Here is an 11,801-nt window from a genome sequence, read left to right as displayed (position 1 = left end):
ATCTCTTTCCATTCGCTATTCCGCCGCAATATTCTTCTGAGTATATAAATTCTTCTACTGGTAGTCCCAGTTCAATTTCATAAACCCCTGGCTTAACCAAATTCCCAGAAGCAGAAATCAATTTTGTACCGGTACTTCTTCCAATTCCTACTTTGGCATATTCTTCACCACCTTCATTGATAATTGGAACAACAGCTGCTATAGTTTCAACGTTATTTACTACTGTTGGGCAACCCCAAACACCCGAAATTGCTGGGAATGGTGGTTTAATACGAGGATTACCACGCTTACCTTCAAGCGATTCTATCAAAGCTGTTTCTTCACCACAAATATATGCTCCACCACCTGGCTGAACATATAATTCAAGATCATAACCTGATCCAAGTATATTTTTACCTAGAAAACCGGCATTTTTAGCTTCCGCGATTGCTCTTTCCAATATTCTAATCTGTGGCATCATTTCACCACGAACATAGATATAGGATGTTTTCGCACCAAGAGCAAAGCTAGACACAATCATTCCCTCAACCAATAGATGAGGAATGTGAGTCATTAAGTAACGATCTTTAAATGTTCCTGGTTCAGATTCATCTGCATTACATACCAAATAACGCTCACGACCTTCAGGCTTAGCTAAAAAGCTCCATTTCATACCCGTAGGGAATCCTGCACCACCTCTACCACGTAAGCCTGATGTTTTAACCTCTTCAACCACGGCATCAGGTGTCATCGACGTTAAAGCCTTTTCTACCGCACGGTATCCCCCATTCTGACGATAAACATCGAATGTGTGAATTCCTGGTACATTAATATTCTCTAATAATAACTTGCGAGCCATTCTTTTATAGATATGAGATGTGAGATAAGAGATGTGAGATGTGAGGTTTATAAATAAACTCAGTTGAACTCCAAATACCTATCTTATATCTTACTTTTTAAATTTTCTATCAATTTATCTACACTTTCTTCTGTTAAATTCTCGTAAAAAGTATATTCAGGACCTATTTGTAAAACAGGTGCCATTCCGCATGCTGCTAAACACTCTACCCCTCTCCAACTGAAATTGCCATCAGAAGTTACTTCACCCTCCTTCACACCCAAAGTTTTTTCAATGTGATTCATGATTTTTTCAGCACCTACTAAGCAACAAGGGCCAGTGCGACAAACTTCCAAAACAAATTTGCCTTGTGGGCGCAGGAAAAACATGGTATAAAATGTTGCAACTTCATAAACCTCAATAGGCTTAATTTGAAGGAAGTTAGCTACTTTGTCCATAGCCTCCGGACTAACCCAGCCATATTCTGCTTGCACAAGGTGCAAGACTGGCAATAAAGCTGATTTCTGTTTTCCTTCCGGATAACGCTTTACAATTTCCTCAAACTTGCTAATCAAGTCTGCTGAAAATTCAATTTCTTTATGTTCAGTTACACTAAGCATCTAATTCTCCTGCAATTACGTTCAAGCTACTCATATTGATAATGGCATCTGATAATAACATACCAGCACTCATTGGAGCATACATTTGATAATTTATAAAACTTGGTCTTCTAAAGTGTAAACGATACGGCGAACGGCCACCATCATTAACCAAATAGAAACCTAATTCTCCATTACCCCCTTCAACAGCGTGATAAACCTCAGTTTTTGGAGTTTCAATTTCTCCCATTACAATTTTGAAATGGTAAATCAAGGCCTCCATATTATTATAAACCTCTTCTTTTGGAGGAAGGTAAAACTCAGGAACATCCGCATGGAATAAACCTTTTGGTTCTTTTTCAATTTTTTGTAAAGCTTGTTCAATAATTCTCAAGCTCTGCCACATTTCTTCATTACGAACAACATAACGATCGTAAACATCGCCAGTGGTACCAACAGGAATTTCAAAGTCAAAATCCTGATACGAAGAATATGGTTCATTTACTCTAACGTCATAATCTACACCTGTAGCTCTCAAAATTGGTCCACTCCAACTGTAGTTTAAAGCTGTCTCTGGACTTACAGGAGCAACTCCTGATGTACGCTCAATAAATATTCTGTTTCGGTTAAACAATCCTTCAAACTCCTTCAGAATTGGCGGGAACTTAACTAAAAACTTTTTGATTTTCGCAAATGCGATATCATTAAAATCACGCTCAAAACCCCCAATACGGCCGATATTTGTGGTTAAACGAGCACCACAAATTTCTTCATAAATTTCATAAATATGCTCTCTCTCCTCCATCAAATAAAGGAAACCAGTAAAAGCACCAGTATCTACACCTAAAATTCCATTACAAATTAAATGATCTGAAATTCTAGCAAGTTCCATAACGATAACTCTCAAGTAATCAACTCTTTTAGGAGTTTCAATACCTAATAGCTTTTCAACAGTCATATGCCATCCCATATTATTGATAGGAGATGAGCAATAGTTCATGCGGTCAGTTAATGGAGTTATCTGGTAGAATGGTCGGTGTTCAGCAATCTTTTCGAAAGCACGATGAATGTAGCCAATCGTTGAAACGCCGCTTACAATCCGCTCGCCATCCATTTCTAAAACATTCTGGAATACACCATGGGTTGCAGGGTGTGTGGGACCAAGATTTAGGGTAATGGTTTCCTTTTGAGGGTCGTTATCTGTAAATATGGGGTGATTCATCATCTTCCGAAGAAATAATCCTTTTTATCAACACGATTAGGGTCTTCCAATGGATGCTCTCTGCGCATCGGGAAGACCGTCATATCATCAACATTTAAAATTCTAACAAGATTTGGATGTCCTTCGAAATTAATTCCGAAGAAATCAAAAGTTTCGCGTTCCATCCAATTTGCCCCTTCCCAAAGGTTTGTTGCCGTAGGGATTTTAGGAGCTTTTCCATCAAGAAAAACCTTAATTCTAACACGAACATTATTTGAAAGACTATGCAAATGGTAAATAACACCAATTGAAAGTTCCTCTTCCGGGAAATGAATTCCGGTAATGTCCGTTAGATAATTAAATTTAAGTTCTGGGTCATCTTTTAGAAAACGTAAAACTTCATTTATTTGGTCGGCCGAAGTTTCAAAAGTTAAAAAGCCAAAGGGCTCAGTAGGAATGGTGATTTTATCCCCAAACTTTGAAGTTAAACTTTGTACGACTTGCTGGTTGCTTATTTTGCCCATTACTGGATTCCGTATCTAGCTAATAATTCTTTATACTCTGGTGATTCTCTTCTACGAAGCGACTCATTTTTAACCAGTTCTTGTATTTTATTGAAACCATCAATAATTGCTTCTGGTCGTGGTGGACAACCCGGCACATATACATCTACCGGAATGATTTCATCGATTCCTTGCATTACTGAGTAGGTATCAAATATCCCACCACTACTTGCACATGCTCCAACTGCAATTACCCAACGAGGTTCAGCCATTTGAAGATATACTTGCTTTAAAACCGGTCCCATTTTTTTTGCAATGGTTCCCATAACCATCAATAAATCTGCCTGTCGAGGTGAAAAACTCGGTCTTTCTGAACCAAAACGAGCAAAATCATAGTGTGAACCCATGGTAGCCATGAACTCAATACCACAACAAGATGTTGCAAATGGCAATGGCCACAAAGAATGTGAACGTGCCAAACCAACAACCTTATCCATTGATGTTGCAAAGAAACCAGATCCTTCAATACCTGGAGGCGCTTCAACTATTTTTACTTCACTCATAATCTTTTAAAAGAAAAAGCCCAATTCAGACAGGTCTGAATTGAGCCCAAATTTAAGAAATTAAATGCTTTCAATTTTTTAAACCAATATTTAGAACCAGTCTAAATACTACTCCCAATCCAGTGCCTTTTTCTTAATAATATAGATGAAGCCTAGCAAAAGAGTGCCCATAAATATGAACATCTCAATTAATCCATTAACTCCAAATTCTCTAAAATTTACAGCCCATGGATACATAAAAATGACTTCAATATCAAAAAGAACAAAAAGTATTGCTACTAAAAAATATTTTATAGAAAAGGGCTGACGCGCATTTCCTACAGATTTAATCCCAGATTCGAAGGCTACTAACTTATCAGATGTTTTACGTTTTGGCCCAATTAAATGGGTAAGAGTCATGGTTAAACCCACAAACCCGAGTGCCACAATAATCTGAAAGATTATTGGTAGATAACTTAATGATGTGCTTTGTGCTTCCATAATGTATAATACGCTGCAAATATATAAAAAAAATAGCCCCTAAACAATGCTTAGGGGCTATTCAGTAAATAAATTTTACAGTTTAATTATTACTACCTAATGCAGTAAGAACCTCTTTAGCAGTAGCATTAGCAGGATCGAGTACTAATATTTTTTCAAAATATTCTTTAGCTTTCACTTTATTCTCCTCTTTTCTAAGTGCAACTGATCCTAAATAATTATAGGCTTCAATTAATCCAGAGCCACTTTTAGCTGCCAATTCAGGCTTATCAATCGTAACAAGCTTAACATAGGTCTCATAAAAAGGAACCGCCAAACCTTGAGCATCATTTTCATCAAGTAAACGGTTAATTCTACCTCTATACTGCCATCCCGCTTGTGTTGTTGGAGATCTCTTAACAAGAAAACTAAATGCGGTATCCGCTTTTACTAAAAGATCTTTAGGTGGATTTAATTTGGCCGCATTTTGCGAACCATAGGTGAAATAATAAGACATTCCTAAATAATAATAATCTAATAATGCTCTTTCTGGATTTTTAATCGCTATCTCATATGCACGAGCTGCATCAACATACTTTTTACCTTTATAAAGTGCTTGCCCTATTTCACTCATCACCACTGCATTAGTAGAATCAAGCGCAACTGCCTTCTCAATATTAGCCAAACCCTCTTGAAACTGAGTAGTGTCCTTCATTTGAGCTCTACCTAAATATAAGAAATCCTGAGAAATCAAACGAGTTGGTTCAACTTTTGCAATAAAATCCTTTAGTGCTTGTGTGCTTGAGGTAAAATTACCATTTTCAAAAGAAGAGTAAGCCAGATAACGTAATACTCTTGGGTTAACCTTATCCAATTTAGCCATTTCATTAGCCTCAGCTTCAAGAGCTTTGAAATCTTTAGCTAGGTACAAGAAATCAGCATGACGTAAACGAGAATCTAAAGAGCGATCTGTTAAATCCATGTATTTCTCATAAGATTGCAATGCCTGCTTTATACGACCTTCATACTCCTTCTGAGAAGTCCATGCCCATTGATAAAAAGTTTCAGCAAGCTCTCTGTAAGCTGGTCCATAATTAGCATCCAAAGCAATCACGCTATTAAATTCAGCAATTGCCTCCTCAAATGCCTTAGACATTTTATTAATTTTACCTAATTCGATTTTTGATCTTAAAAAGGTTTTATCTAAATCAAAAGCAGTCCTATATGCACTAAAAGCTTCACTATTCTTCATTTCTGAGCGATAAGCATCACCTAATACTAAAAATAATTGAGCATCTTTCTCATTCAATAATTTAGCTTTATTTAGATGAACCATTGCCTCTGCAATCATCGGTTTTGTAAGATTAACGTATGCACGTCCGATATAAAGATCTGTCAAATGATCTTTCTTCTTAGTGAGAGCAATTGCCTTATCAAAATTAGCTTTTGGATTTGCCTTTTTAGCAAGATCAACAGCGCCCAAACCCACAAAATTTAAAGCATACTCAGCATTTGCACTGATACCCTTTTCAAACACTGCTTTGGCAGAATCAATGTAATCTGGACGAATATTAATTGATGCTGTGCTTAGGTATAAATTACCTAAATAAAAAAAGTTCTCAGGATTAGTAGGTTGACTACTAGTTAATGTGTTTAACATTGCTTTACCCTTTTGATACTGCTCTGCGTCAATAGCTTTTCTAGCATCAGTTAAATTCTGAGCAAAAACCAAAGAACCTAATAACATTAGACCCAGAGTCATCTTAACCGCCTTATTCATCATTTTCAATCTAATTTAATTTACAATATTAATCTCTCTTGAAGGAATGCTATCAGGTAAAAGACCAGATTTTAGCACAATCCTTTGACCACGATCTCCAGTGATAAAGGATGCAAAACCCGTGCCCAAACCGGCACCACCTTCACAATTTATAACATATAATGATCTTGTAAGAGGATATTTTCCTAATGCAATATCATTTTGGTTAGGCTTATAGTAAGCATCCGCACCAGGACGACCAACTATGTTTTTAACCCCTAATATCTTTAAATCCTCCACAATAGGTTCTAGTTCTAATGGAGGTTGTACCATCCAATTAACTCCTACAACACCTATTGAACCAGGATTGTCATTTACATATTTAACAACATCTGCATTCGACTTTAACGCATATATGCCGGTTGCGGGAAGTTTGTCAATAGCAGCCAATTCTTTAAAATATCTGACTGTACTTGAATTGGCATTATCAAAAACTAAACTTTCAAGAGCAGAAGCCTCTCCTTTTAATATCTTGACGATATCCGAAACATCAACATTGACATATTTAGAAGAATTGTGTGTGATAAGCGCAATTCCATCAATAGCAAATCGATTTAAACGAATTTTAATATTTTTTGATTCAAAATGCTTCCTTTCATCATCTTTTAATTCGCGTGAAAGAATGGCAACTTGAACGCTATCACCTAAAAACAAATTTAATAATTCATTTTCAGATTTCATGAGCAAATTTAGCTTTGCGTTAGGATAGGTACTTTCAAAAAGAAAAGCCTGATCCTCAATAATAGGGGCAAAGGATTCGTCGACTAATATTTGCTCCTTGCCGCTAGTGTACGACTGCTTTTCACTAGGTTTACTCTGGCATGAAATAAGTAGAATACAAGCAAAAACATAAAATATAGAAACTAATTTTCTCATTTCATTTTTTTTAAGAACGAAGTAAACGAACAAATCTAATAAATGAATAAACAATTAATAAGGTAGCAAAAGCGAGTCTATACTCAAATGATAGGTCGATAGGAAAATCCTTCCAGAAAACAATAGCAATGCCCAATGCGAAATAAAGGGCAAACATACCTAGCCCTAAAATAAACAGAAATCGCTTTGCGGGCGATTTCTGCTTGAATTCTTCTTTCTTTAAAAAAGACATTTTATTCTACTGTCCAGCCAATTGGAAGAATATAGGCATAGTATAAGCTACCCTTACTGGGCGACCATTCTGGATACCTGGTTTCCAAGCTGGTGCATTCTTTAATACACGAACTGCTTCTTCATCACAACCACCACCAATACCACGTAATACTTTGATATCAGTTAATTGGCCATTTTTCTCAACTACGAAGCTCATAATAACACGACCTGTGATATTATTTTCACGAGCAATAGGTGGATATTTTAAGTTTTTCTGAAGATATTTTCCCCATCCTGCCATACCACCAGCAAATTCAGGAAGCACTTCAACACTAGCAAAATCTTTAATGCTATTATCTTCAGTTACTTCAGCTTGCTTAGGTGCTTCACCTACAGGCTCATCAATTACGATATCTGCATTTGGATCACCCTCAATAGTCTTCTGTCCAGGATCAGCCACTTTCAATTCTTCAACTGTTGGTGGTTCTTCATCTCTAACTTCTTCTGCAGGTACAACTACCGGAGGAGGAAATTTGATCTGATCGATCTTTGGTTTAGGGGGTTCTGGAGGAGGTGGAGGAAGCTCTTCCTTATTAATTGGTGGCGGAGGTTGTAATACAACTTCAGTTGACTTAAATTGCTCATCCTCTGGCATTATCCCGGAAATATACTTGATAATCAATGGTAAAGAAACCATTGTAATAAAAAGTAGCGAACCAATAATAACAGCACGGCTTGTAGTCTTAGAATTATCTTTCCTTAACTCATACGCACCGTAGCTCTTATTTCTGCCAGCGAATATAACATCCAGCCACTGGTTATTGAATAAATCTATTTTAGACCCTAACATATAATCAATCTTTAAAGGGTAAATATTTGTTTAAAATAATTATTTGTAGAGACCATCACGCTTTAATAAAGCAATATCCGGATCAGAAATTTCAACTATCGCATATCTTTCAATATTTGATACTTTCATTTCATCTAGAATGTCTACAAAATTTCTGTAATTTGATTGTGCACTTGGTTTGATCAAAACGATTAAGCCTTTACTTGGATCACCAGTGGTAGCAATAACTTTTTTCGAATATTCGACTAAAGCCTTTCTTATGCCATTTCTGCCATAATTATCAACCTGAGGAGCAGTTAAAGGTTTGTCAACAAGTCCCATATACCACTCGATACGATTATTAGCACCAAGTAATATCGTCATTGTTCTATTATCAGCAATCGTTAATTCCTGCTGATCGTTTTTTTCCTTATCAGGCATGGCTAAATCCATTGCCTGAGGCTTTGCCAGCGTAGTGGTAAGCATAAAGAAGGTGATAAGAAGGAAAGCCAAATCTACCATTGCAGTTAAATCCACACGTGTTGATTGCTTTTTACTTCTAACTTTCCCGCCTTTATTTTTACCCCCGCCGGAGGTATCTAATTCTGCCATCGCGTTCTTATTTTATACGAATTAATTTTCGCTTGCCCTCAATGAGGTTATCAAACTAAATTTGTTAATATTTTGATCCTGAAGAATATTCAATACTTTTTTGATTGAAGGATATTCTTCTCCTGAATCACCTTTGATACTGACACGCATATCAACATTATTGAGTTCTTTGGTTGCATAACGTGCAGACAAAATCCAATTGTGCAATTCGGATGGACGATCACCTACTGAATCAGTAGGAATTCCTGGCTGTAAGCCCTCTGCATTACGCTCATCACCTTTCAACATAATGATTTGCTTAAGATTCCCAATAGGAACTCCAAAACTCTCCATCAGAGAAAAACGCATTTTTTCTTCGTCGGTAAACGTAATCTGATATTTTTCGCCCATTAATTCTAATGTACGAACTCTTATCGGTTGACCTGGAACTCCGAAAAATACTTTTTCTTGTCCAACAGTTAGCGTAGCAATATCTACATCAGGTAACTTGAACTTAACTGTTGATGCCGGAGTATCAACAGGTAGCGGTTCTGGCTGACGTGCTGTTGCTGTAAGGATAAAAAACGTAAGCAACAAAAACGCCACATCACACATTGCTGTCATGTCGATAGCTGTACTTTTTCTGGCAACTTTAATTCTTGGCATTGCTTATTTTTAAATTAATAACTAATTAATATAGAGTCGAAATATTCCGGGTTAAAAAACCCGGAATAAAAATCAAATTCTATTATTTATGAGTGCTTGCATACGTTTGAACGATAGAGAAACCAGCCTCATCAATAGCGTATGTCAATTTATCAATTTTAGAAGTAAACAAGTTGTACATAACAATTGCAACAGTTGAAGTAGCAATACCTGTAGCAGTGTTAATCAATGCTTCAGAAATACCATTTGCAAGTGCAGCCTGATCTGGAGAACCTGCAGTTGATAATGCCGCGAAAGCCTTAATCATACCTGTTACCGTACCTAATAGACCCATCAATGTACCAATTGAAACTAAAGTTGCAATAACTGTTAAGTTTTGCTCCAACATAGGCATCTCTAAAGCAGTTGCTTCTTCGATATCTTTCTGAATAGCAAGACATTTCTGCTCAGTATCCATTTTGGTCTCAGTTTCCATTTCCTTATATTTCTTTAATCCAGATTTGATTACGTTAGCAACAGAACCTTCTTGCTTATCACATTCAGAGATAGCTGAATCAATGTTTCCAGCACTAATAAAGGCTTGAATCTTCTTAACGAATGCATCAATATTTCCTTTACCAGTAGCTTTACCAATAACGAAAAAACGTTCGAAAGAAAATACAATAACCATTAAAAATAATCCCATTAATACAGGAACTACATAACCACCTTTGTAAACCATACCAAAGTAGTTTCCAGGTAGTGGATGACCGTTTTCTGGATCTCCACCTTCAAAATTAGATGCATCACCCATTACGAATTTCCATAGAAGTACTCCGACAAGGATACACATCACGATAGACATACTTGCAAAAATGCTTGAACCAGAGCTTTCTTTCTTAGCTGTTGTTGGTTTTGGTGCGTTCGCCATTTTTTTAAAATTTAGTTTTAGTTGTTGATTAGATAATAGACTTGATTAATTTTTATTTAGTAATGTTTTTCAAATAATAATTTTTGATAAATATATAAAAATACTTTTGTCACCATCAATGGTTAACAAAAATAAAATTTAAGAATAAAAAAATGCGAATATTTTTTAATCCTATTAATTGCCGTCAATACCACAACCTAAAAACTAACAAGATATTGCTGTTCAAAAAGAAAATGGGCTTTGATTATTTGCAATCGTTTTACAATAAAAACTATTTTTTATTGTAAATGCAAATTTACAATGCAATTTTTAATAAAAAACGAAAGAAAACAGGAAAAATTATCAACTAACTATCTAATAATCAAATTACTATAGATACTGTTTAAAATTTGATACAAATGCCTCAGCTAAACTAGTTGCAGTCTTTTCATAAGCATTTTTATCATTCCATGTGTTTATAGGATTTAAAAGTTGAGAAGGAACACCTGGACAATTAGTAGGCATCGACAAACCAAATAGAGGATGCTCCTCAAAGTCAACATTCTTAAAGTCTCCATTTAATGCTGATTTAATCATTGCACGGGTATGAGAAAGCTTCATTCTTGATCCTATTCCATATTTTCCGCCTGTCCAGCCAGTATTAATAAGCCAAACATTAACATTAAACTTCTCAATATTCTGCGCTAATAATTCGGCATATTTTGAAGGATGAAGTGGCAAAAAAGCTTTTCCAAAGCAAGCAGAAAAGGTTAATTGGGGCTCTGTTATTCCGGCTTCCGTTCCGGCTACTTTAGCGGTATAACCTGAAATGAAATGATATTTAGCCTGCTCAGAATTTAATTTAGAAATTGGGGGTAAAACGCCAAAGGCATCTGCTGTTAGAAAAAAGATGTTTTTCGGGGCAGAAGCAATTGAAGGTATTAAAGCATTTTCTATATAATGTATAGGATAAGCTACTCTCGTATTCTCAGTTTTATCAATATTCCCAAAATCAACAGTTCTACTATCTTTTTGAAAATTAACGTTCTCTAATAATGAGCCAAAACGTATGGCATTGAAAATCTGAGGCTCCTTTTCAGGATCAAGGTCGACACATTTTGCATAACATCCACCTTCAAAATTAAAAATACTTTCCTCACTCCATCCGTGCTCATCATCACCAATCAACTTCCGATCTGGATCAGCAGAAAGGGTTGTTTTACCAGTCCCCGACAAACCAAAAAACAATGCGGTATCTCCATCTTCCCCAATATTAGCAGAACAGTGCATTGAAAGTACCTGATGATGATGTGGCAAAATGAAATTAAGAACTGAAAAAATACTCTTTTTAATTTCGCCTGTATATCCCGTGCCGCCAATAAGAATTGTTTTCCTGCTAAAATTGATAATGCAGAAATTAGCTTGCCTCGTCCCGTCAATCTCAGGACTTGCCTTAAATCCCGGCGCAGCAATGATGCTCCACTCCGGAATAAAATCACTGTTTACATCCCCTGGCCTTAGAAATAAATTATTTGCAAATAAATTTTGATAGGCCGTTTCTGTAACTACTCGAATATTTAAACGATACTCTTCGCTTGCACAAGCATAAGCATCTCTTACAAAAATTGCCTTTTTGGAGAGGTAGTTAGTCACTTTATCAAATAAAGCATCAAATTTTAATGCATCAAATTTGATATTTACATCACCCCACCAAACTGATTGTTCAGTAATTTCATCACACACTATGAATCGATCACGTGGCGAACGACCGGTAAA

At 36.1% G+C, this 11,801-nt stretch carries 14 protein-coding genes; all 14 read right to left on the bottom strand.

From position 1 onward, the window contains the following. Positions 1 to 838 (bottom strand): NADH-quinone oxidoreductase subunit F (locus ACIQ0D_RS08285; RefSeq protein ID WP_395804569.1); only part of this gene is annotated, 838 nt, incomplete at its 3' end. Positions 839 to 921: 83 nt separating this feature from the next. Next, positions 922 to 1,437 carry an NAD(P)H-dependent oxidoreductase subunit E gene (gene nuoE, locus ACIQ0D_RS08280; RefSeq protein WP_291404224.1) on the bottom strand — a complete coding sequence of 172 codons (516 nt, stop codon included), beginning with the start codon at positions 1,435 to 1,437 and terminating at the stop codon, positions 922 to 924. Then, positions 1,430 to 2,641: an NADH-quinone oxidoreductase subunit D gene (locus ACIQ0D_RS08275; RefSeq protein WP_395804567.1), complete on the bottom strand. Its 1,212-nt coding sequence runs from the start codon at positions 2,639 to 2,641 to the stop codon at positions 1,430 to 1,432. Before ACIQ0D_RS08275 ends, nuoE begins: the two co-directional genes overlap by 8 nt. Then, positions 2,638 to 3,141 carry an NADH-quinone oxidoreductase subunit C gene (locus ACIQ0D_RS08270; RefSeq protein ID WP_395804565.1) on the bottom strand — a complete coding sequence of 168 codons (504 nt, stop codon included), beginning with the start codon at positions 3,139 to 3,141 and terminating at the stop codon, positions 2,638 to 2,640. Before ACIQ0D_RS08270 ends, ACIQ0D_RS08275 begins: the two co-directional genes overlap by 4 nt. Continuing rightward, the gene (locus ACIQ0D_RS08265; RefSeq protein WP_291404218.1) at positions 3,141 to 3,683 is read right to left on the bottom strand and encodes an NADH-quinone oxidoreductase subunit B; all 543 of its coding nucleotides are present in this window, start codon (positions 3,681 to 3,683) and stop codon (positions 3,141 to 3,143) included. Before ACIQ0D_RS08265 ends, ACIQ0D_RS08270 begins: the two co-directional genes overlap by 1 nt. Positions 3,684 to 3,791: 108 nt before the next feature. Then, positions 3,792 to 4,163: an NADH-quinone oxidoreductase subunit A gene (locus tag ACIQ0D_RS08260; protein WP_395804563.1), complete on the bottom strand. Its 372-nt coding sequence runs from the start codon at positions 4,161 to 4,163 to the stop codon at positions 3,792 to 3,794. Between the two features lie 82 nt (positions 4,164 to 4,245). Further along, the gene (locus tag ACIQ0D_RS08255) at positions 4,246 to 5,925 is read right to left on the bottom strand and encodes a tetratricopeptide repeat protein (protein ID WP_395804561.1); all 1,680 of its coding nucleotides are present in this window, start codon (positions 5,923 to 5,925) and stop codon (positions 4,246 to 4,248) included. Between the two features lie 12 nt (positions 5,926 to 5,937). Continuing rightward, positions 5,938 to 6,837, bottom strand: a complete 900-nt coding sequence (locus ACIQ0D_RS08250; RefSeq protein ID WP_395804559.1) for a PstS family phosphate ABC transporter substrate-binding protein — start codon at positions 6,835 to 6,837, stop codon at positions 5,938 to 5,940. Between the two features lie 10 nt (positions 6,838 to 6,847). Further along, positions 6,848 to 7,069 carry a hypothetical protein gene (locus ACIQ0D_RS08245; protein ID WP_395804557.1) on the bottom strand — a complete coding sequence of 74 codons (222 nt, stop codon included), beginning with the start codon at positions 7,067 to 7,069 and terminating at the stop codon, positions 6,848 to 6,850. A gap of 6 nt (positions 7,070 to 7,075) precedes the next feature. After that, positions 7,076 to 7,900: an energy transducer TonB gene (locus ACIQ0D_RS08240; RefSeq protein WP_395804555.1), complete on the bottom strand. Its 825-nt coding sequence runs from the start codon at positions 7,898 to 7,900 to the stop codon at positions 7,076 to 7,078. Positions 7,901 to 7,939: 39 nt separating this feature from the next. Further along, positions 7,940 to 8,491, bottom strand: a complete 552-nt coding sequence (locus tag ACIQ0D_RS08235; protein WP_395804553.1) for an ExbD/TolR family protein — start codon at positions 8,489 to 8,491, stop codon at positions 7,940 to 7,942. Between the two features lie 21 nt (positions 8,492 to 8,512). Further along, positions 8,513 to 9,136, bottom strand: a complete 624-nt coding sequence (locus ACIQ0D_RS08230; protein WP_395804551.1) for an ExbD/TolR family protein — start codon at positions 9,134 to 9,136, stop codon at positions 8,513 to 8,515. 82 nt (positions 9,137 to 9,218) lie between these two features. Further along, positions 9,219 to 10,046 (bottom strand): MotA/TolQ/ExbB proton channel family protein, encoded by an 828-nt coding sequence (locus ACIQ0D_RS08225; RefSeq protein WP_395804549.1) that lies wholly within the window; start codon positions 10,044 to 10,046, stop codon positions 9,219 to 9,221. Positions 10,047 to 10,415: 369 nt separating this feature from the next. After that, a partial coding sequence (gene pckA, locus ACIQ0D_RS08220) for a phosphoenolpyruvate carboxykinase (ATP) (RefSeq protein WP_395804547.1) occupies positions 10,416 to 11,801 on the bottom strand: 1,386 nt, incomplete at its 5' end.

The sequence above is a fragment of the Daejeonella sp. genome, from assembly GCF_044342615.1.
Taxonomy (GTDB): domain Bacteria; phylum Bacteroidota; class Bacteroidia; order Sphingobacteriales; family Sphingobacteriaceae; genus Daejeonella.
The sequence above is the reverse complement of the archived record's forward strand: the minus strand, read 5'-3'. Positions and strand labels throughout refer to the sequence as shown.

What these genes read in the sequence shown, in the direction of transcription:
- ACIQ0D_RS08270 (WP_395804565.1), bottom strand. Translation starts at nt 3,141, where the DNA reads ATGGGCAAAATAAGCAACCAGCAAGTCGTACAAAGTTTAACTTCAAAG.
- ACIQ0D_RS08265 (WP_291404218.1), bottom strand. Translation starts at nt 3,683, where the DNA reads ATGAGTGAAGTAAAAATAGTTGAAGCGCCTCCAGGTATTGAAGGATCT.
- ACIQ0D_RS08235 (WP_395804553.1), bottom strand. Translation starts at nt 8,491, where the DNA reads ATGGCAGAATTAGATACCTCCGGCGGGGGTAAAAATAAAGGCGGGAAA.
- ACIQ0D_RS08275 (WP_395804567.1), bottom strand. Translation starts at nt 2,641, where the DNA reads ATGATGAATCACCCCATATTTACAGATAACGACCCTCAAAAGGAAACC.
- ACIQ0D_RS08255 (WP_395804561.1), bottom strand. Translation starts at nt 5,925, where the DNA reads ATGATGAATAAGGCGGTTAAGATGACTCTGGGTCTAATGTTATTAGGT.
- ACIQ0D_RS08260 (WP_395804563.1), bottom strand. Translation starts at nt 4,163, where the DNA reads ATGGAAGCACAAAGCACATCATTAAGTTATCTACCAATAATCTTTCAG.
- ACIQ0D_RS08245 (WP_395804557.1), bottom strand. Translation starts at nt 7,069, where the DNA reads ATGTCTTTTTTAAAGAAAGAAGAATTCAAGCAGAAATCGCCCGCAAAG.
- ACIQ0D_RS08225 (WP_395804549.1), bottom strand. Translation starts at nt 10,046, where the DNA reads ATGGCGAACGCACCAAAACCAACAACAGCTAAGAAAGAAAGCTCTGGT.
- nuoE (WP_291404224.1), bottom strand. Translation starts at nt 1,437, where the DNA reads ATGCTTAGTGTAACTGAACATAAAGAAATTGAATTTTCAGCAGACTTG.
- ACIQ0D_RS08230 (WP_395804551.1), bottom strand. Translation starts at nt 9,136, where the DNA reads ATGCCAAGAATTAAAGTTGCCAGAAAAAGTACAGCTATCGACATGACA.
- ACIQ0D_RS08250 (WP_395804559.1), bottom strand. Translation starts at nt 6,837, where the DNA reads ATGAGAAAATTAGTTTCTATATTTTATGTTTTTGCTTGTATTCTACTT.
- ACIQ0D_RS08240 (WP_395804555.1), bottom strand. Translation starts at nt 7,900, where the DNA reads ATGTTAGGGTCTAAAATAGATTTATTCAATAACCAGTGGCTGGATGTT.